Source organism: Haloferax sp. DFSO52 (genome assembly GCF_048158745.1).
Lineage (GTDB): Archaea > Halobacteriota > Halobacteria > Halobacteriales > Haloferacaceae > Haloferax.
Genome location: NZ_JBLOPB010000001.1, coordinates 1,495,873 through 1,514,180, shown reverse-complemented (window position 1 = coordinate 1,514,180; position 18,308 = coordinate 1,495,873). Strand labels below are relative to the sequence as shown.

General features: G+C 60.7%; 21 protein-coding genes. 16 read left to right on the top strand and 5 right to left on the bottom strand.

The features are described 5' to 3' along the window. Positions 1 to 77: 77 nt before the first annotated feature. The 5 genes from proC (at position 78) to ACK3SC_RS07905 (ending at position 4,726) form a co-directional block, all read left to right on the top strand. Positions 78 to 851 (top strand): pyrroline-5-carboxylate reductase, encoded by a 774-nt coding sequence (gene proC, locus ACK3SC_RS07925; protein ID WP_416839961.1) that lies wholly within the window; start codon positions 78 to 80, stop codon positions 849 to 851. Next, positions 841 to 1,677: a glutamate 5-kinase gene (gene proB / locus ACK3SC_RS07920; RefSeq protein ID WP_416839571.1), complete on the top strand. Its 837-nt coding sequence runs from the start codon at positions 841 to 843 to the stop codon at positions 1,675 to 1,677. The genes proC and proB overlap by 11 nt, the downstream gene beginning before the upstream one ends. Next, the gene (locus ACK3SC_RS07915; RefSeq protein ID WP_416839570.1) at positions 1,670 to 3,001 is read left to right on the top strand and encodes a glutamate-5-semialdehyde dehydrogenase; all 1,332 of its coding nucleotides are present in this window, start codon (positions 1,670 to 1,672) and stop codon (positions 2,999 to 3,001) included. The genes proB and ACK3SC_RS07915 overlap by 8 nt, the downstream gene beginning before the upstream one ends. Before the next feature lie 157 nt (positions 3,002 to 3,158). After that, positions 3,159 to 3,821 (top strand): AIM24 family protein, encoded by a 663-nt coding sequence (locus ACK3SC_RS07910; protein WP_416839569.1) that lies wholly within the window; start codon positions 3,159 to 3,161, stop codon positions 3,819 to 3,821. A gap of 101 nt (positions 3,822 to 3,922) precedes the next feature. Then, a complete protein-coding gene (locus tag ACK3SC_RS07905; protein ID WP_416839568.1) occupies positions 3,923 to 4,726 on the top strand; it encodes an N-acyl homoserine lactonase family protein in 804 nt (267 codons plus the stop codon). A gap of 138 nt (positions 4,727 to 4,864) precedes the next feature. On the opposite strand, the gene ACK3SC_RS07900 is transcribed toward ACK3SC_RS07905, so the two are convergent. Beyond that, positions 4,865 to 5,446: a DsrE/DsrF/DrsH-like family protein gene (locus tag ACK3SC_RS07900; RefSeq protein WP_416839567.1), complete on the bottom strand. Its 582-nt coding sequence runs from the start codon at positions 5,444 to 5,446 to the stop codon at positions 4,865 to 4,867. Then, positions 5,443 to 5,694 (bottom strand): sulfurtransferase TusA family protein, encoded by a 252-nt coding sequence (locus ACK3SC_RS07895; protein WP_416839566.1) that lies wholly within the window; start codon positions 5,692 to 5,694, stop codon positions 5,443 to 5,445. Before ACK3SC_RS07895 ends, ACK3SC_RS07900 begins: the two co-directional genes overlap by 4 nt. Before the next feature lie 270 nt (positions 5,695 to 5,964). Here ACK3SC_RS07895 and ACK3SC_RS07890 point away from each other — a divergent pair, with 270 nt between their 5' ends. The 8 genes from ACK3SC_RS07890 (at position 5,965) to ACK3SC_RS07855 (ending at position 11,170) form a co-directional block, all read left to right on the top strand. After that, positions 5,965 to 7,152 carry an MBL fold metallo-hydrolase gene (locus ACK3SC_RS07890; RefSeq protein ID WP_416839565.1) on the top strand — a complete coding sequence of 396 codons (1,188 nt, stop codon included), beginning with the start codon at positions 5,965 to 5,967 and terminating at the stop codon, positions 7,150 to 7,152. Further along, entirely contained in the window at positions 7,153 to 7,647 is a 495-nt protein-coding gene (locus tag ACK3SC_RS07885; protein WP_416839564.1) for a YeeE/YedE family protein, read from the top strand. 2 nt (positions 7,648 to 7,649) lie between these two features. Next, positions 7,650 to 8,114 carry a YeeE/YedE family protein gene (locus ACK3SC_RS07880; protein ID WP_416839563.1) on the top strand — a complete coding sequence of 155 codons (465 nt, stop codon included), beginning with the start codon at positions 7,650 to 7,652 and terminating at the stop codon, positions 8,112 to 8,114. A gap of 577 nt (positions 8,115 to 8,691) precedes the next feature. Continuing rightward, positions 8,692 to 8,841 (top strand): hypothetical protein, encoded by a 150-nt coding sequence (locus tag ACK3SC_RS07875; RefSeq protein WP_416839562.1) that lies wholly within the window; start codon positions 8,692 to 8,694, stop codon positions 8,839 to 8,841. Between the two features lies 1 nt (position 8,842). Continuing rightward, positions 8,843 to 9,880: a sulfite exporter TauE/SafE family protein gene (locus tag ACK3SC_RS07870; protein ID WP_416839561.1), complete on the top strand. Its 1,038-nt coding sequence runs from the start codon at positions 8,843 to 8,845 to the stop codon at positions 9,878 to 9,880. Between the two features lie 120 nt (positions 9,881 to 10,000). Beyond that, positions 10,001 to 10,381, top strand: coding sequence for a helix-turn-helix domain-containing protein (locus ACK3SC_RS07865; RefSeq protein ID WP_416839960.1), 381 nt, complete (start codon positions 10,001 to 10,003; stop codon positions 10,379 to 10,381). Positions 10,382 to 10,491: 110 nt separating this feature from the next. After that, complete coding sequence (locus ACK3SC_RS07860) at positions 10,492 to 10,698, top strand: hypothetical protein (protein WP_416839560.1); 207 nt, start codon at positions 10,492 to 10,494, stop codon at positions 10,696 to 10,698. Between the two features lie 79 nt (positions 10,699 to 10,777). Beyond that, the gene (locus ACK3SC_RS07855; RefSeq protein ID WP_416839559.1) at positions 10,778 to 11,170 is read left to right on the top strand and encodes a response regulator transcription factor; all 393 of its coding nucleotides are present in this window, start codon (positions 10,778 to 10,780) and stop codon (positions 11,168 to 11,170) included. An 8-nt stretch (positions 11,171 to 11,178) separates the two neighbouring features. On the opposite strand, the gene ACK3SC_RS07850 is transcribed toward ACK3SC_RS07855, so the two are convergent. After that, entirely contained in the window at positions 11,179 to 12,921 is a 1,743-nt protein-coding gene (locus tag ACK3SC_RS07850) for a bacterio-opsin activator domain-containing protein (RefSeq protein ID WP_416839558.1), read from the bottom strand. A gap of 140 nt (positions 12,922 to 13,061) precedes the next feature. Further along, the gene (locus ACK3SC_RS07845) at positions 13,062 to 15,080 is read right to left on the bottom strand and encodes a PAS domain S-box protein (protein WP_416839557.1); all 2,019 of its coding nucleotides are present in this window, start codon (positions 15,078 to 15,080) and stop codon (positions 13,062 to 13,064) included. A 429-nt stretch (positions 15,081 to 15,509) separates the two neighbouring features. Between ACK3SC_RS07845 and ACK3SC_RS07840 the strand changes: the two genes are divergently transcribed. Beyond that, a complete protein-coding gene (locus tag ACK3SC_RS07840; RefSeq protein WP_416839556.1) occupies positions 15,510 to 15,812 on the top strand; it encodes a UPF0058 family protein in 303 nt (100 codons plus the stop codon). 85 nt (positions 15,813 to 15,897) lie between these two features. Beyond that, positions 15,898 to 17,640 (top strand): DNA mismatch repair protein, encoded by a 1,743-nt coding sequence (locus tag ACK3SC_RS07835; RefSeq protein WP_416839555.1) that lies wholly within the window; start codon positions 15,898 to 15,900, stop codon positions 17,638 to 17,640. A 40-nt stretch (positions 17,641 to 17,680) separates the two neighbouring features. On the opposite strand, the gene ACK3SC_RS07830 is transcribed toward ACK3SC_RS07835, so the two are convergent. Beyond that, complete coding sequence (locus ACK3SC_RS07830) at positions 17,681 to 17,902, bottom strand: hypothetical protein (protein WP_416839554.1); 222 nt, start codon at positions 17,900 to 17,902, stop codon at positions 17,681 to 17,683. Between the two features lie 183 nt (positions 17,903 to 18,085). Here ACK3SC_RS07830 and ACK3SC_RS07825 point away from each other — a divergent pair, with 183 nt between their 5' ends. Continuing rightward, entirely contained in the window at positions 18,086 to 18,277 is a 192-nt protein-coding gene (locus ACK3SC_RS07825; protein ID WP_416839553.1) for a hypothetical protein, read from the top strand. Positions 18,278 to 18,308: the final 31 nt, after the last annotated feature.

Sequence of the window (18,308 nt, the reverse complement as noted above, 5' to 3'; positions counted from 1 at the left end):
GCTCCCGTTGCCAGGTCTCGCATTGCTTGACTAAAACGCAGCTACTATCTGGGTGTTCGACCATGACTCTGCATCTAATGGTTCGCGCGAGCGTCATCGGTTGCGGAAACATGGGCAGTGCACTCATCACGGGTCTCTGGAAAGCCGGAGGTCACACGATTATCGCGTGCGACCTCGACCCGAACGCCCTCTCCGCAGTCGCCGACTACTGTGAAGAGACGACAGACGACGTCACACGAGCAGCGACGGCCGACGTCGTGTTTGTTGCCGTCAAACCCGACATCGTCGAGGCCGTACTGACGGAACTCGACCTCTCGGCCGAACAGACGTTGGTCACGATTGCTGCCGGGGTTCCGACCACGTTCGTCGAGGCCCGGACCGACGCACAGGTCGTCCGGATAATGCCGAATCTCGCCGCCGAAACTCGGGATATGGCTGCGGCGGCGACCGGCGCGTTGACCGACGAGGTGCGGGAACTCCTCGGCGACGTGGGAGAGTTCGTCGAAGTCGACGAGAGCAAGATGGATATTGCCACGGCGGTCAACGGGAGCGGTCCTGCATTCGTCTTCTATCTCATCGAAGCGATGAAGCAAGCCGGCATCGAGGGTGGTCTCTCTGAAGCGGACGCCGAGATACTGGCCGCACAGACGTTCAAAGGCGCGGCCGAAACCGTGGTTCAAGACGACCGCACCGCCGACGAACTCATCGACGCTGTCTGTTCGCCCAACGGAACCACGATCGAGGGGATGGAAGTTCTCTGGGACAGCAACGCCGACCAGGCCGTCACCGACGCCGTCGTCGCGGCCGAGCGACGGTCGAAAGAGTTAGCAGAGGAGTTCGATGACGCCTGAAACAGTCGATACTGACGCCGTCGCCGCGGCCCGTCGGATGGCAGCCGAGGCCAATCGCGTCGTGGTCAAGGCCGGAACCAACTCGCTGACCGACGACGACTCCAACCTCGACGACGACAAACTCGATAAACTCGTCGACGACATCGAGTCGCTCCTCTCGCGCGGCAAAGACGTACTGCTCGTCTCCTCCGGCGCGGTGGGTGCCGGCATCGGACACCTCGACCAGTCGAAAGACAGCGTCGAGGCATCGCAGGCGCTTTCGACTGTCGGTCAGAGTCTGCTGATGCACCGTTACACCGAGAGTTTCGAGCGGTACGACCGGAAAGTCGCCCAGATACTCATCACGCAAAACGATCTGGAGAACCCCGAACGGTTCACGAACTTCCGAAACACCATCGAGACGCTTCTGGAGTGGGGCGTCGTGCCCATCATCAACGAAAACGACGCCGTCGCCATCGAGGAGCTTCAAATCGGTGACAACGACATGATATCGTCGAGCATCGCAATCGGTGTCGACGTCGACTTGCTCGTAACGCTCACCGACGTCGGCGGCGTCTACACCGGAAATCCAAAGGAGAACCCCGACGCCGAGCGTATCGAGGTCGTCGGTACCAACTACAGCGACGTCGAGGAAATCGTCACCCAGAGTTCGACTGGTGGCTTTGGCGGTATCCAGACGAAAGTTCGCGGCGCGCGCGACGCGGCCGAACACGGGATTCCGGCAATCATCGCGCGCTCGACCGAGCCCGACGTGCTGACGAAGATAGCCGAGGGAGAATCCGTGGGAACAATGTTCCTGCCGGTCGACGGAGGAATCGATGACTGAGCGAGACACGACCAGACAGGTCGAGCAGGCACAGACCGCGGCACTGCGCCTCGCCAACGTCGAGGAGTCCGACCGAAACGCCGCGCTGGGGGCCATCGCCGACGCCATCCGCGATAACAGCGACGCGATTCTCGCGGCGAACCGCGAGGACGTCGCGGAGGCCGAGACACTGCTCGCCGACGGCGAGTACACGCAGGCGCTCGTCGACCGACTCAAACTCGACGAGGCAAAACTCGACGACATCGCCGGAATGGTCGAGTCCGTCGCGGCGCAAGACGACCCGCTCGGGAAGACCTTAGACGCGAGAGAACTGGACGCCGCCCTCGAACTGTACAAACTCTCGGTTCCGATCGGCGTCGTCGCGACCATCTTCGAATCGCGCCCCGACGCGCTCGTCCAGATTGCCGCGCTGGCGCTCAAATCGGGCAACGCGGTCATCCTCAAAGGCGGCAGCGAAGCCCTCGAATCCAACCGAATCCTCTACGAGACGATTCTGTCGGCGACGGCGGACCTCCCCGACGGATGGGCGACGCTCATCGAAGCCCACGAGGAAGTCGATAGACTGCTCGAACTGGACGACATGGTCGACCTCGTGATGCCGCGTGGGTCGTCGGAGTTCGTCAGCTACATCGAGAGCAACACGCAGATTCCCGTCCTCGGCCACACAGAGGGAATCTGTCACGTCTACGTCGACGAGGCGGCTGACCTCGAGATGGCCGAAGACATCGCCCTCGACGCGAAGGTGCAGTACCCAGCAGTGTGTAACGCCGTCGAGACGCTCCTCGTGGACCGGTCCGTGGCCGAAGCGTTCCTCCCGTCGGTCGTCGAACGCTATCGTGCCGAGGGAGTGGAACTCCGCGGCGACGAGGCCACGCAGGAGTACGTCGACATCGACCCCGCAACCGAGGACGACTGGTCGACGGAGTACGGCGACCTCGAACTCTCGATAAAGGTGGTCGACGGCCTGTACGCGGCTATCGACCACATCAACACGTACGGTTCGAAACACACCGAGGCAATCGTCACCGACGACGCGGCCACCGCCGAGACGTTCATGACCGGCGTCGACGCCGCCAGCGTCTTCCACAACGCCTCGACTCGGTTCGCAGACGGCTACCGCTACGGGTTGGGTGCCGAAGTCGGAATCTCGACCGGGAAGATACACGCTCGCGGCCCTGTCGGCCTCGAAGGGTTGACGACTTACAAGTACTATCTGGAAGGCGACGGCCAGTTGGTCGCCACCTACGCCGGTGAGGACGCCGTTCCCTTCACGCACGAGTCGTTCGACGGCGAATGGAACCCCGGCCACAGAACCCGAGAGTAACACCCCGCCGCGACATTCGAGCGGTGTCTGCACGTCGGACCCGTCAGAATCGAACCCCGTCTCCCGATTCGTGTCTCGTCATCTGACGGCAAATAGAATTATGTGGGAGACTGCCACCTGTGCACGTAGAGTCGTTTCTCACGGCTTCGTGACTATCATGCAACTCGAAGAATTCGTCAACTCGTACGCACCGAAAGACGGTGGCAAGACGTTCGAACTGGAGAACTCGAAACTCCTCGATATCACACTCGACGGAAGCATCATGGCCAAAGCCGGAACGATGGTCAGCTATACGGGCGATGTCTCGTTCGAGCGGAAGTCTGCCGGCGGTCTGAAAGGAATGCTGAAGAAGAAGGCCACGGGCGAAGGCCAGGTGATGATGCAGGCGTCCGGGTCGGGCCATCTCTATCTCGCCGACCAGGGCAAGGAAGTCCAGATTCTCGAACTCGATGCTGGCGAGGAGATTAGCGTCAACGGAAACGACGTCCTCGCGTTCGAAGACAGCGTCCAGTGGGATATCAAGATGCTCAAGAGCATCGCCGGCGCGTCCACCGGCGGGTTGTTCAACGTATTCCTCGAAGGACCGGGCCACGTCGCAATCACGACGCACGGAAAACCCCTCGTCCTGGAGACGCCCGTGAACACGGACCCGAACGCCACAGTCGCCTGGAGCGGGAACGTCTCGCCGTCGTCGAAACGCGACATCAACATCAAGAGCCTGCTCGGACGGTCTTCGGGCGAGACGTACCAACTCGAATTCTCCGGCAACGACGGATTCGTCATCGTTCAGCCGTACGAGGAAGCCCAGCCGAACCAGTAACCAACGTCTCACGGGGTTCGGAGGTGGCGCTGCCTGACAACGACCTGTGCTAACACGTTGTTTGCCTGAAGTGTTATCTTCGTCCCATCCCAACTGTGGGTATGAGTGACATTGGTGTCCACCTCGTCGACCGAGGCCGCGTCCACGCAGATATGGGCTACGTCATCGACGGCTATTCGATGGGAAGCGCGTCAAATCCGAATCCGGCCCACGAGATGGCCGAATTCGTCGTCTGGAACGCAGTCATCGACGGCCCGAATCAGACACTCCTCTGGGACACCGGTTCGAACCCAGACGCAGGAAACGGGTACTGGCCTGCACCACTGTACGAGGCTTTCTCACACGTCGACGCCGCAGACCACACGCTGGAGGCCGACCTCGACGCAGTTGGGTATTCGATGGCAGACATCGACGGCGTGGTGATGAGCCACCTCCATCTCGACCACGCCGGGGGACTCGCGGAGTTCGCCGGCACCGACGTCCCAATCTACGTCCACGAGGAGGAACTGAAGTTCGCGTACTACTCCGCGAAGACGACCGAGGGGTCGATTGCATACCTCGCGTCGGATTTCGACCACGACCTGAACTGGAATATCGTCCACGGCGACGAGCACACGTTGTTCGATGGAGTCCGTCTCGTTCACCTTCCGGGCCACACACCCGGCGTGATGGGCGCGCACATCGAGACGCCCGATGGCGACGTACTCATCGCCGGTGACGAGTGTTACGTCGAGGGCAACTACGACGACGAGATTCCACTCGGGCCGGGGCTCCTCTGGAGTGAACGAGACTGGTTCGACAGTCTACAAAAGATAAAGGAACTGGAACGGCGGACCGGTGCGGATGTCCTGTTTGGACACGATTTAGCCCGATTCCGTTCCTTTGGCGGTGGGTGGCACGTCTGAGCGGAGGCAGGAAACGCGCCCGCTCGTCAACGACGTCAGAAGGGAGTGGTGGTGGTGGTTGGTAGTGGGAGGGTTGATGCGTGGGGCTGAGCGTCGTTGAGCGCGGTGGTGGTGGGGAGGTTTGGATTGACTGGCAGGTCAGATCATGAGTTGGACGTCGGCATCTCCCATGTGCTGGAGTGCCGTCGCCGCGCCCACGCCGGTGGTGACACCGTCGTAGAACTCGTCTTCGTCGTACCCCATCAGTTCGATGGTCATCTGACAGGCCTGCAGGTCGACGCCCATGTCGAGAGACGTCTCGATGAGTTCCTCGATGGTCGCAGTCCCGTTTTCTTCGATTTTCTTTTCCATCATGCTCGTCGCGACGCTGTCCATGAAGGGGAGTGCGGCGACGGCGTTCGGCATCGGCATGCTGGGGTTGCCTACGGCACTGAGTTTGAGGTTCTTCGACTTCTCTTCGTGGAGGATGTCGAGCCCCCAGAACGTGTGGAAGACCACGACGTCCCAGCCGAAGGCGGCCGCCGTGCTCGCGAGGATGAGCGGCGGGTACGCCATGTCGAGCGTGCCTTTCGTCGCGATGATGGTCATCGACTTCTGCCCGTCGTCGTCGGTCGCCTCTCGGAGGTCAGAGACCTCTTCTTCCAGGGCCTGAATCTGGGCCTGAAGGTCTTCGACGGAGGCGGTCGCCGTATCGACGGGCGCGTCAGCGTCTGAGTTCATTCCTTCTGGATGTAGTGGAGGAAGAGCGCCTGGCCGTCTTCCTCGGACTCGTCTTGGTCGAGCATATCGACACCGTCGGTGCTGTCGGCCCAGCCTTTCAGGTCGCTCATACTGCCGGAGTCCGTAGAGATGACTTCGAGAATCTCTCCGGACGAGAGGTCGTCGACCGCACTGCGGGTCTTGACGACGGGCATTGGGCAGGACAGTCCTTTCACGTCGAGGGTTTCGTTTGGTTCGTACTCACTCATTTTTGGAGTTCACCTGTGTTGGGTGTAACCCACAATATCAGGGTGTTTCGTAAAAGTGTGTCGGTTCTTGGGCAGACTGCGCAATATCCGAATCGTTGCACTCTGACACTGCCATATGCCTCGGTGTCGCGCAGTGTAGAGTCATACGACGCACTCGCTCGTGCGTAATCGAACTACTCAACGGCCTCTTCTTGCCATTTAGTATTGCAGAAACTTCAAAAGACTATGCAAACCCTTAAGTTGGGCCATCTAATAGTGGGGGATGCATACATGACTGAACCAGACCTTCCCGAACTGGATGTCGAAGTTCCCCTCATCGAACCCGAGACGCTCAAAGAGCGTATCGACGCCGGTGAATCGCTGACCATTCTCGACAACCGTATGTCCTCAGAGTTCGAGGAGTGGCGCATCGAAGGAGAGAACGTCTCGCACGTCAACATCCCGTACTTCGAGTTCCTCGACGAAGACCTGAACGACGACGTCTTCGCGGACCTCCCCGAAGACGAGGAGTTCGTCGTCCTCTGTGCGAAGGGTTCTTCCTCCGAATACGTCGCCGGCATCCTCATCGAGGAGGGCTACGACGCAATCGCCCTCGAAGAGGGAATGAACGGCTGGGCCAGCATCTACGAGTACACCGAACTGGATACCGAGGGAGACGCCGTCGTGGCGCAGTACCAGCGTCCCTCCAGCGGATGTCTCGGCTACCTCATCGTCGACGGCGACGAGGCGGCCGTCATCGACCCGCTTCGGTACTTCTCGGACGTGTACGTGCAGGACGCGAAGGCGATGGGTGCCGAACTGAAGTACGCCATCGACACGCACATTCACGCCGACCACATCAGCGGCGTTCGCACGCTGGTCGAAGACCACGGCGTCACAGGTATCATCCCTGAGGCCGCCGAAGACCGCGGCGTCGACTACGACGTCGCCTACGACACCATCGCCGACGGCGAGACGCTCACTATCGGCACCACCGAACTCGAAGCCATCCACACGCCCGGCCACACCACCGGCATGACGACGTACAACGTCGACAACGTGCTCTTTACGGGTGACGGCCTGTTCATCGAGTCGGTCGCTCGTCCCGACCTCGAAGACGGTGACGAAGGCGCACCGGACGCCGCTGCCATGCTCTACGACTCACTGCAGGAGCGCGTCCTCAACCACGACGACCACTTCATCGTGGCCTCTGCGCACTTCAGTGATGCGGCAAACCCCGCCGAAGACGGCACATACACGGCCACGCTCGGGGAACTCAAGGACACCATGGGTGCTCTCTCAATGCCCAAAGACGAGTTCGTCGAGTTCATCCTCTCGGACATGCCGCCTCGCCCGGCCAACTACATCGACATCATCGAGACCAACCTCGGTGTGCAAGAGTCGGACGATGACCGCGCGTTCGAACTCGAACTTGGCCCGAACAACTGCGCGGCCAGCAACGAAGCCCTGACGAACTAAATGTCTGGACTGACGCCGCTCCTCGTCGATAGCCTCTTCCCGAACGGGATTGCGCACTACGCGCTCGGTGGCCTCCTCATCGGTCTCGGAACCGCCATCATCTATCTCGGAACGGGTATCATCGCGGGCGCGAGTACGTTCCTCGAATCGACGCTCTCGTACGTCTCCGACCTCCCGCGATTCAACAAAGCGAAGTACGTCGCGTCGCGCAACTGGCGCGTCGTCTTCACGCTGAGTATCATCGCCGGTGCTGCCATCTACACCCTCACACTCGGTGGGGGCGAATGGTGGGTCTCCGAAGTACAACCGTGGCGCTTTGCGCTCGGTGGCGTCCTCGTCGGCATCGGGACTCGCATCGGGAAAGGATGTACGTCCGGGCACGGGGTTTGCGGCGTCGGCTCTCGCTCGCGAACCTCGTTCGTCAACGTCGCCACCTTCATGGTCGTCGCCATCGGCGTCGCCCAACTCCTGCAAGCGCTGGGGGTGTCGCCATGACGATGAGTGATAGCCAACGTGACCTCGGGTTCCTGCTGACCATCATCGTGGGCGGCCTGATATTCGGGTTCGGCCTCGGACTGAGTAACATGGCTCGACCGGAAGTCGTCATCGACTTCCTCCAGTTCGACGACTTCGGCCTCGTCTTCGTCATGGGCGGTGCCGCAGTGGTCACCGGAATCGTCTTCGCACTCGCGGAGACGTTCGGTGACCGCGCACCACTCACCGGAACGAACTACGGTCGTCGCCTGAAGTCGTTCGACAAGAACGTCGTCACGGGTGGCGTCATCTTCGGTGCCGGGTGGGGTATCTCGGGCATCTGCCCCGGGGCGGCGTACGCCAGCCTCGGTGTCGGTAACTATCCCATCCTCATCGCGATCGGTGGGATGTTCCTCGGCGCATATCTCCAGGGCCTGTGGCGCGCTCGCCGAACCGAGAGTGCCGCGGTCGGAACCTCTGCGGATTAACCCGACGGCGATTCGACGGCGACTCGGTTTTCTCCACTCTGTTTTCTCCACTCGGTTTTCTCCACTCGGTTTTCTCCACTCGATTTTCTTCACTCGGCTTTCTCCGTACGGTTTTTTGACAGCCTTCCAGCGACGAGACGCTCTCTCGCCGACTGTCAGGCGCTGTTCACGGTCCGGTCTTGTCGGCACAAACCGACTCGAAGCGCATCGTTCTGCGGCTGTCTTCACCCTGTGTCTGCCTCGAGAGTAGCCCTGTGAACTTCTGCTCCGAATACTGTGCGTTCCCGCTCAGTCCCGCTGTGACGACGCCTAAGCCGCGTTACAGTATTGCACACATCATAGAATATTAGCTCGTCATAGATAGCGGCCAAATATGATTGTAACTCTCCATGGTACAAATCTAGCCACAGTTTGACGGTATTTCTGTGTCCAATTCATAACTTATACGTATCTCATTCCGATATGGTATTGTACGCTGTTCCCAAAAGCGTTATATCCTCTCTCCGGTTAGCCAGCACTGTACAGGAAAGTATGATTCGTACAATATCAGCTACATACCCTCCGAGGTATCGGTAAGATGCTTGGAATCGAAACGCTCAGTGGTAACTCGTATGCGGCGGCCCTCGTCGGTATCGTGCTCGTTGAGGCGATGGTGCTGTACGTCGGATACGGCGCACTAGAGAGCGCTCTCGGGCCGTCCGTGATGAAATACGTCGGTGGTGAATAGCATGTTCGAACTCTTCGGAATCTCGGCCGCATTGCTGGCAATGTTCGTCGGATTCGGCCTCCTCATCGGGGTCCTCTTCGGCTTCTTCGGGATGGGCGGGTCGTTCCTCGTCACGCCCGCGCTGCTGGTCATGGGCTACCCATCGCGCGTCGCTGTCGGGTCCGGTCTCGCGTTCGTCTTCGGGACGTCTGTCATCGCGACGCTCAAGCACCGTGACCTCGGGCAAGTCGACTACAAACTCGGTGTCTCGATGATTATCGGGACGACGATCGGTCTCGAAGTCGGGAAAGAAATCGTCCTTCACCTCGAAGAGTTGGGTCTCGCCGGGAACATCATCAGCATCACGTACGTGCTGCTCCTCGGCGGAATCGGGCTCTTCGTCACCTACGAGGCACTCAAAGGTGGCAGTGGCGGCGGCGTGAGCCACGACGTGGACGAAGATGCCGAAATCGACGCCGACGATATCCCAGAAATCGCGAAGAAGATTCAGAGCTACTCGCTTCCACCGATGATTACCCTCCGTGGTGGCATTCAGGTGTCGCTCTGGATGGTGCTCCTCGTCGCGTTCGTGACGGGCCTCCTCTCGGGCTTCCTCGGCGTGGGCGGCGGATTCATCCGCATGCCAGCGCTGTTCTACCTGATTGGCGTTCCCGTGCCCATCGCTGTCGGAACTGACCTCTTCGAGATTATGTTCTCGGGTGGTATCGGGTCGTTCCTCTACGCCCAATCCGGCGGCGTCGACCTCTCCATCGTCGCTCCGCTCCTCGCTGGCTCCGCACTCGGTGCCCGTGTTGGCTCTGCGGCGACCTCCATCGTCAACGAAGACGAAATCAAGATTTACTTCGGACTGATGCTCCTGCTCGGTGCGCTCGCCGTTGCAGTCCGTCAGGCCGGAAACTACCTCGGTATCGGGATGCTCGACTACGTCAGCCTCGCCCTCATCCTCGGGTCTGCACTCATGGTCGCCGGTGCCGTCGTCTACAGCGCCCTCAAGTCGGTGCGTGCAGGTTCGACTGGCACGACATCGACCGCCGACTAACCGTCGCATCACCCGCTGACCACCCCTTCGAAGGCTTCGACAACACAGCCGGTGTTGTGCGAAGCATACAAAACCTTTTGAGTGCTGAATACGTACCCTGATTCGATAATGGCAACCTCGATGGTCGAATATCTGCAATCTGACATGCAGTGTGAGGGGCTCCTTGAGTGCCTCCACGGACTCAAACAACTCGACCGACGGTGCTTCGAAGTTCTCGTCGAAACCGAGGACCCGCTAACCGTCGACGAAGTTGCTGAGGCTGTCGAACGCGAACGCTCGACTGCGTATCGCTCCATCCAGCGACTGCTTCAGGCAGGACTCATCCAGAAAGAACAGGTCAACTACGAACACGGAGGCTACTACCACGTCTACCTCCCAACTGACCCCAACGAAATTGCAGACGACATGCAGCGGATGCTCAACGATTGGTACGCCCAGATGGGGACGCTCATCCAGGAGTTCCGCGACAAGTACGACGAGAAAATCCTCGCTGCAGAGTGAATCTCGTCTCCTCCCAACGCCCCGTCGTCTGGCACATCTCTTCTGCGACCCAAATCAATTAGGCTCCCTGTTGAACCCCGACCAGTTCCTACCTTCTTCTGCGACCCCCTATGTCGAAGAGTAAAAGCAGTCCCCGTTACAACGAGTTCGCTGAAGAGTGTCCAACGTGCGAGTCACGCACCCCACATCAGGTATCTATCGAGATAAAGACCGAGAGCAGGAAACGCGAGAACCGCCAGTTCTCGCGCGAACCATACCGGGTCACACAGTGTACTCGCTGCGGCGAAGAGCGGGCACAACGTATGAACGACGCGTGAACACTCCCCCCACGACAGTCGAATCCACGCTCGCGACCGGCCGGGCGTCGACTCGTCTGCCCTCCACCAGATTTGAGAGATGACACACGACCACGTATCCGACACGCCGACCGTCCTCCTCGTCGACGACGAAGTCGAACTCGCCGATAGCCTCGCGCTGTGGCTCGAACGCCGCTGTCAGGTCCGAGTCGCATACTCCGGACGAGAGGCACTCCAGTTGTTCGACGAGGATGTCGATGTCGTCTTTCTCGACCGAAACTTACCCGGCCTCCCGGGAGAGACTGTTCTCCAGGAGTTACGACATAGATCCGACGCCGACAGCCCTGCAGTCGTCATGTTGAGCGCGACGCCGAGCGACGAACTGTCGGACCTCCCCGCTGACGATGTCCTCACCAAACCCGTAACGAAAACAGATATCTTCGATGCAGTCGCACGCTTCGCAGATGACACTCGTGGCGTAACAGCCGAATAAGCCGGTCTCTAATCGCTCGCCGGAGTCGTTTCTAGTTCGTCGAAGTAGGTCTCGATGAGTTTCCGTTCCGCTGCGCGGAGATGCTCGTGGAGCGTCGGCGGCGAGATACCGAGCGAATCTGCCACCTCTTCGGCCGTACTTCCTCGCGGCCAGTCGAAATACCCCGACACGAGCGACGTCTCTAAGACGGCTTTCTGCCGGTCGGTCAGCTTCTCGTCGAGTTCGGTCCGGAACGACTCGGTCGACTGTGTCGACTGTTCGACCTCTCGTTTGGCGACGACGGAGACGTTCGGTGCCGCCCCCGTGACCGCCTCGACGAGCGCCCCGTGGTCGGCGTCGGCCGCGACGTGGATGGCGAGACTCCCACTGCCGTTCGAGAGTTCGAGTGCCTCGACACTGGCTCCGTGGTCGATGGCTGTGAGGAGCGGCGAGTCGGCGTCGATTCGCACCTCTATCACTGACTCGTCGGCACCGTCGGTGACGATTCGAACGTTCGAGATGGCGTCGTACTCGACGGCCGATTCGACGACGTCGCTTCCTGCGGCACCCGTGACGGTGACGAAACACGTGACTCCGTCGTTTACCTGCGCGACGCCGTTGAGCGAGAGAGCACACCCAACGTCTGTCGTGAGCGTCGCGAGCACGTCGGAGTCGGCACCGAGACTGAATTCGAGTTCGACGACGCTGTCGCCGTTGAGGAGGCGCTTGCTCTCGGCGGCGTTGATGCCGTTTCCGACTGTCGCACCGAGGTCCGTAAACAGGGCCATGGACTCGTCGTCGAAGGCGGCCGTCCCGTCGTAGACGGTGAGCGCTCCGTACACTGTCCCCTGATAGGTAATCGGGACACAGAGGCCAGAGACAGTGCCGAGGTCGGCCGCCCGTCCGTTGAACACTGCCGAGCGGTGCGTGGCGGTGATGTCGTCGAAGCGGTACACGTCGTCGGGGTCGTTTGGGTCGAACACGTCGTCGACGAAGCTGTGGTCGACGTCGGACGGGTCACAGCCAAGCCCCGACTGCGCAGTACACCGAAGGACGCCGGCGGCGGTCCTGCGAAGGATGAACGCTGCTTCGTGGGCATCTGCGACGGCGTCACAGACTGTCTGTTCGATTTCGTCACGTGTTCGGGCGTCGATGAGTGCCCGGTCGACATCGCGGATGAGTCCGTTGACGCGGGTCAACCGGTCGAGTTGCTCTTCGCGGTACTGAATCGCCGCCTCGTGTTCGCTTCTGACCGCGTCGAGTCGGCTGCGAAGTTCGTCCAGCGCTTCCGGTTCACGGAGTTCGTCGAGCTCACGACTGCCCAGTGCCTGTTCTGTCGATTCGAGCGCGAAGTACTCGCGGATTTCGTCGTCGAACCCCGACCGAAAGAGCAGTTCCTCGACGGTCTCTTTGACGTCGGATTCGGAGACCGGTTTGACGAGGTACGTATCGAACGGCATGTCGACGATATCCGTGTCCGGTTCGACGGCGGTCATCATCGCGACGCGGCAGTCGATGCCGCGGGCTCGAATCTCTTCGAGGACGTCGTCACCGGAGATGCTCGGCATTCGCCGGTCGAGCAGCACCACGTCGACGCTGTCGTCGATGCGGTTGAGGGCTGCGCGGCCACCGTAGGCTGTCTCGACAGTGTATCGCTCCCCACTGAGCCAATATTTACATGTATCTGCGAGGTCCTCGTCGTCGTCGACCACGAGGACAGTCTGCTCGGCAACCCGATCTGGGTGCCCGTCTGCCGAGCCATTCGTGACCATCGTATCGAACACACTGTATCATCGGACAGATATATATCTGCCCATCGGGGAAGGTGGAATTTACTCGGCTCCGAACGTCGTGAAAGACACTCTGTCGAGCGTGACAAACAGGCAGTAGAACTCTTCGGCCGGGTAGTTTCTCACTCCCGTGGAAGGGAGACGACGAACCTCGCTCCAGACGGGTCGGCGTCTTCGATGCGAATCTCGCCCCCGTAGCCGTCGACGATTTCGCGGACGAGAAACAGGCCGAATCCGTTTCCGGGGTCAGAGAGGTCCTCGATTCGTTGTTCGAGGAGCGACTGTTTCTCTTCGTCAGGGATACCAGGCCCGTTGTCGGAGACGCTGAGTTCGACAGCGTCGTCACCCGCGGTGACATCGACGCGGACCGCTGGGTTGGGGTTGTCGTTGTGCTGGATGGCGTTCTTCAGGAGATGCGTGACCACTTCGTCGAGCAGCTCGTCTGCCACGACAGTGAGTTGCGGCACGGTGCCAACGGAGATGTCAACGGTCGTCCCCGCCGGTTCGATGCTGCGCAGTCCGCTGTCGATGGCATTGCGAATCGACCGCTCGTAGAGTTCGTGTGAGTCCCGTTCGACGATGACCTTCATGAACGTCCGCATCGTGCCGACGAGTTCGGTCATCTCGTCGACGCGACTCCGAACCGTCTCCAGATGCGCTTGCCCATCGGGTTCGACGAACTCCGCGGCGATATCGGCCCGCGCACCGACGACGTTGAGACCGTTCAAGAGATTGTGCCTGATGACCCGGTTGACGAACTCCAGTCGCTCTCGCTCGCGCCGAAGTTGCCGTTCGTGTTCCTTCCGGTCGGTGATGTCGTGTCCTTCGGGGACGACCAAGACGACGTCGTCGCCGTCGAAGACGGGTGTGAGCGAGAAGTCGATGACTGCATTCGGATGGTCCGCCCTCCCATCGACTTCGACTTCGTACTGGACGAACTCACCGGCGGCGGCACGCGAAAATGCTGCTTTCAGGTCTGAAACGCGTTCGTCGTCGCCACACCACCACAGCGTCTCCCAGAGTTGTTTCCCGACGACATCGTCGCGGTCGAGTCCTGCGAACGCGACCGCCGCGTCGTTCACCCGGAGAACCGTCCCGTCGGGGTCGAGGAGACCCATGTACTGAAACGTGCTGTTGAAGACGGCGTCCAGTTGTCGCTCTCGGCGTTTCCGTTCCGTCATGTCGCGCGTCACTTTCGCGAACCCGACCACGTCGCCGTCGTCGTTGGACAGGGCGGTGATGACCACTGACGCCCAGAACTGCGACCCATCGGCCCGTACGCGCCACCCTTCGTCTTCGACGCGCCCGTCTCGCCGGGCAGTGTCGAGGAGGTGCTCTGGCACCCCGCGTGCCCGGTCGTCGTCGGTGTAGAAGGTCCGGACGTGCTCGCCGAGAATGTCAGCAGTCGAGTATCCCTTGATGGCTTCTGCGCCTCGGTTCCAACTTTCGACGTGACCGTCTGCGTCTAACCGGAAGATGGCGTACTCTTCGATATCTTCGACGATTCGCGAGAACGTCGCGTCACGCCGTTCGAGTTCGCGTTCGCGCTGTCGTCTGACGTGTGAGTCGATACCCTGTGCGACAGTGTGACCGAGCGTTCGAATGGGTTCGACCAACTCGTCGGTGAACGCGCCGTCGTGTCCGGCGTACATCGTGAGAACGCCGAACCGTTCGTCACCAACCTCCAGTGGGACCGACGCTGCAGAGTGGTAGCCTCTGTCGAGTGCTGCGTCTCGGGTCGGGCCGAACTCCGACGCCGGTTCGGTGGCGATGCTGTGCGTCGTCTGGACCGACCCTGACTCGAGGGCTCGTCCGACTAGACCAGTGTTCTCGGAGTCACTCTCTGCAAGTGAGACGGTCAGTTCGTCGATGTATCCGTCTGCAGAACCCGCGTACGCAGTCGGACGCACTGTGGCGGAGTTGTCGTCTACCGTCCCAATCCACACGAAGCGGAGTGTGTCGGTCTGAACGAGGCGCTCACAGACGTGCTGTTCGATATCTTCGCGTCTCGTCGCAGTGACGATGGCGTCACTGACATCGGCGAGTACCTCGTTGAACGTGGCGAGTATCGCGAGGCGCTCTTCGAGTTCTCGGTTGGGTGCCGACGACTCGTTAGTCGGCGTCTGAGCGTCACCAGTCATCCGTGACACCGTCCCAACCGATGCGCCGATGTGCGTGCATATCCCCGAGTGGTATCCGCATCGACTTGTGCGTTTCCCGGTGAATCGACACAGTCCCTAACTGAATAGGGTCGTGAATTAGTACAGACGATATCCATTGGATATGTGGCCACAGTGACCCACCCAGGTCACTTGTCGTGCCCGCACGCTCCCCACACAGCGGAACCGAACCCGACCCCCCCCTCTCCGCTCTGGGGAACGTGTCCCTGCCCAAACCCAACTCCCTTTGACGAACCTGACCGACGAGCCACAGCAGTCGTTGGACACGTTGACTACCAGTGTTTCGTTCATGTCCATCCAACATACATTCATTTCTAGTAGAGGCAGATATAAGACCGAAATCACTATTTACCGCTTATTTTACGGCAGATAAACACATATGTGCAATATATGAGAAAGAACGAACTCATTCACCTGCACACACTCCTCGTCGAGATTGCGGGAGATTTCCTCGAGAGGGGCATCGCGACACGCGACGACCTCGAACCGTATCACCGACTCAACATCGGCCCGATGGCGCTTCGGTCTTGTCGTGACGACCACGAACTCGCGGTCAGGACGCTGTCGACGGCGCTCGCGGTCTGTGCCGCCCGTGACCTCGGCCGTGAGACCAGTACGATTCCGGGCCAACACCTCCTCGGGTTGGTAACCGAAGTCGAACCGACCGACAGCGACCCACTCCGTTCTCACTGAGTTTTTCACGTTCGGTCCGACTGCTTCGTGAGCGGTGCCACCGAGTGACGAGAGGACATAAGACGGCCCAGTGAGACGCCCCGGTATGCGACTCGAAGATTACTGGGGGGTCGGACCGAAGACGTCGGCCCGACTCGAATCGGCACTCGGCAGGGAGGGCGCGGTTGCCGCCATCGAGTCGGCCGACGTGCGGGCACTCGTCGACACGGGCGTCACACGAGGACGTGCAGTTCGTATCCTTCGGCGGGCCGACGGCAACAGCGGTATCGACACGCTCGCGACACGAGATGCCCGCGACGTGTACGACGACTTGCTCACGCTCGCGAGCGACTGCGCCCTGACGGAACACGCTGCGGACCGAATTCGTGTGTTGACACCGCTTCCGACCGTGGACAGACGCCGTGAACGACTCGAACGCGTGCTCGCCGCCAGCGACGCGTGGGCAACGCTCTCTGACGACGCACGCGACGCAATCGAAGCTGCCTTCCAAGCGTACGACGAGGCTGGTGAGACGGAACGCGCGGCAGTCCGCGCTGCTCTCGAACTTCGTGACGCTGGACTTCGTGGCGAGACGTTCGACGCACTCGAAGAGGCGGACCCCGATGCGCTCCGCGATGCGCTCGGCGCGCTCGGCTACGTCTCCCCAGACGGGTCGGTCGAACCCGGTGCCGACGAACGACTCGACCGAATGCGAACGCGCCTCGAGACCATCGAAGCACTCGAATCGAACGCGTTCGACGTGCTCGAAACGATTCAGCAACGAGGCGTCCGCTCGCTGGACGACTTCCGCGCCGCGTTCGTCGAGTACGTCGCGCACGAATCTGACCTCACACGCGGTGAAGTCGAATCTGCTGCCGCAGACGATGCACGCGACGCAACCGACTTCGTGAGCACGTCGCTCCGGTCGCTCGTCACCGAACTCGAAGCGGACGTCGAAGAACGAGAGGCGGAGGTTGCAGACGAACTCCGTGACCGTATCTGGGCCGCACGCGACGACGTCGATATCGCCGTGGAAGCCGTGGACGAAGTCGCATTGTCGCTGTCTCTCGCTCGGTTCGCTGTCGAATACGACCTCACGAAACCGGCCGTCACCGAGACTGGACTCGCGGTCTGTGGCGCGCGGAATCTCTTCCTCGACGACCCACAACCCGTCTCGTACGCCGTCGGCGACCACGAACTCTCGTGTTCGACCGGTCCAGAACCTCCCACCGGCGACCGAGTTTCCGTCCTGACTGGGGCGAACAGTGGTGGGAAAACCACCCTTCTGGAGACGCTCTCACAGGTCGCCATCCTCGCATCGATGGGGCTCCCGGTTCCCGCCGAGTCCGCGCTCGTCGGGCGCTTCGACTCGCTCGTCTTCCACCGCCGGCACGCGAGTTTCAACGCCGGCGTCCTCGAATCGACGCTCAAGTCTATCGTTCCGCCACTCTCCGACGAAGGGCGAACGCTCATGCTCGTCGACGAGTTCGAGGCAATCACGGAACCGGGACGTGCGGCAGACCTGCTCAACGGCCTCGTGAACCTCACCGTCGAGCGCGACGCGTTCGGTGTCTACGTGACGCACCTCGCCGACGAACTGAGTCCGTTGCCGCCGGAAGCACGTATCGACGGCATCTTCGCCGAGGGGCTGACCGACGAGCTAGACCTGCGCGTCGATTACCAACCGCGGTTCGGCACCGTCGGCAAGTCGACGCCCGAGTTCATCGTCTCGCGGTTGGTGGCCAACGCTCGGGACAGGGCCGAACGCCAAGGGTTCGAAGCACTGGCCGCGGCAGTCGGTGAAGAAGCGGTACAAAAGACACTCTCCGACGCTGAGTTCGCCGGATGAGCGGGCACGAGTTGGAGTGTGAGCTAACCGTCGGTGTCGACTATCGCATCTCGTCCAACTGGACGAACGCGTCGATGTTGGCGGTCAACCACGCATCCATCTGGTCGCAGCAACTGTTGCGCCGCGGATAGACGGTGACCTGGTCGGAACTTCCTCGATATGTTATGACGACGCTATGAAGCAAACAGTCACCAGTCGAATCCGTACCGGGGCGGTCAACAAACCCTGCAACCGAATCCTGAGACGCGGGCACTTCGGACATTCGCCGTCACGTATACAGAGGAGACGGTGATTACATAACCTTCACTAAGTGTGGTAAGTATTGGCACAGTCGACTGTCGGCCGCGACACGTGCGGTCGAATCGGTGGCTACCGTCGGCCATCACTGGGCGACTTCTGCCGACGCAGCGGGGTTGAAGTGTCTTCCCGCCGCACCTGTGTGTCGATGGTTAACCCTACGTCCGACCTCGGAGAGAACGTAGACCCCGACGACGCGCCAGAGTGTGCGACGTGTGGCGACCCAATCGCGAACGTGCCGACACACCGTGTCGTCACGTGGATCGACAGCGAGGGTGCGGTTCAGTACCGACATTTCTGTGACGACGACTGCCACGCCGAATGGGACGACGAACGATAACTCGCCTGGAGAAGCATCGTCTGCCGACTCG

Excerpts from the sequence above, each read along its gene's own strand:
- proC (WP_416839961.1), top strand. The coding sequence starts at position 78 with ATGGTTCGCGCGAGCGTCATCGGTTGCGGAAACATGGGCAGTGCACTC.
- proB (WP_416839571.1), top strand. The coding sequence starts at position 841 with ATGACGCCTGAAACAGTCGATACTGACGCCGTCGCCGCGGCCCGTCGG.
- ACK3SC_RS07915 (WP_416839570.1), top strand. The coding sequence starts at position 1,670 with ATGACTGAGCGAGACACGACCAGACAGGTCGAGCAGGCACAGACCGCG.
- ACK3SC_RS07910 (WP_416839569.1), top strand. The coding sequence starts at position 3,159 with ATGCAACTCGAAGAATTCGTCAACTCGTACGCACCGAAAGACGGTGGC.
- ACK3SC_RS07905 (WP_416839568.1), top strand. The coding sequence starts at position 3,923 with ATGAGTGACATTGGTGTCCACCTCGTCGACCGAGGCCGCGTCCACGCA.
- ACK3SC_RS07900 (WP_416839567.1), bottom strand. The coding sequence starts at position 5,446 with ATGAACTCAGACGCTGACGCGCCCGTCGATACGGCGACCGCCTCCGTC.
- ACK3SC_RS07895 (WP_416839566.1), bottom strand. The coding sequence starts at position 5,694 with ATGAGTGAGTACGAACCAAACGAAACCCTCGACGTGAAAGGACTGTCC.
- ACK3SC_RS07890 (WP_416839565.1), top strand. The coding sequence starts at position 5,965 with ATGACTGAACCAGACCTTCCCGAACTGGATGTCGAAGTTCCCCTCATC.
- ACK3SC_RS07885 (WP_416839564.1), top strand. The coding sequence starts at position 7,153 with ATGTCTGGACTGACGCCGCTCCTCGTCGATAGCCTCTTCCCGAACGGG.
- ACK3SC_RS07880 (WP_416839563.1), top strand. The coding sequence starts at position 7,650 with ATGAGTGATAGCCAACGTGACCTCGGGTTCCTGCTGACCATCATCGTG.
- ACK3SC_RS07875 (WP_416839562.1), top strand. The coding sequence starts at position 8,692 with ATGCTTGGAATCGAAACGCTCAGTGGTAACTCGTATGCGGCGGCCCTC.
- ACK3SC_RS07870 (WP_416839561.1), top strand. The coding sequence starts at position 8,843 with ATGTTCGAACTCTTCGGAATCTCGGCCGCATTGCTGGCAATGTTCGTC.
- ACK3SC_RS07865 (WP_416839960.1), top strand. The coding sequence starts at position 10,001 with ATGGTCGAATATCTGCAATCTGACATGCAGTGTGAGGGGCTCCTTGAG.
- ACK3SC_RS07860 (WP_416839560.1), top strand. The coding sequence starts at position 10,492 with ATGTCGAAGAGTAAAAGCAGTCCCCGTTACAACGAGTTCGCTGAAGAG.
- ACK3SC_RS07855 (WP_416839559.1), top strand. The coding sequence starts at position 10,778 with ATGACACACGACCACGTATCCGACACGCCGACCGTCCTCCTCGTCGAC.
- ACK3SC_RS07850 (WP_416839558.1), bottom strand. The coding sequence starts at position 12,921 with ATGGTCACGAATGGCTCGGCAGACGGGCACCCAGATCGGGTTGCCGAG.
- ACK3SC_RS07845 (WP_416839557.1), bottom strand. The coding sequence starts at position 15,080 with ATGACTGGTGACGCTCAGACGCCGACTAACGAGTCGTCGGCACCCAAC.
- ACK3SC_RS07840 (WP_416839556.1), top strand. The coding sequence starts at position 15,510 with ATGAGAAAGAACGAACTCATTCACCTGCACACACTCCTCGTCGAGATT.
- ACK3SC_RS07835 (WP_416839555.1), top strand. The coding sequence starts at position 15,898 with ATGCGACTCGAAGATTACTGGGGGGTCGGACCGAAGACGTCGGCCCGA.
- ACK3SC_RS07830 (WP_416839554.1), bottom strand. The coding sequence starts at position 17,902 with ATGTCCGAAGTGCCCGCGTCTCAGGATTCGGTTGCAGGGTTTGTTGAC.
- ACK3SC_RS07825 (WP_416839553.1), top strand. The coding sequence starts at position 18,086 with ATGGTTAACCCTACGTCCGACCTCGGAGAGAACGTAGACCCCGACGAC.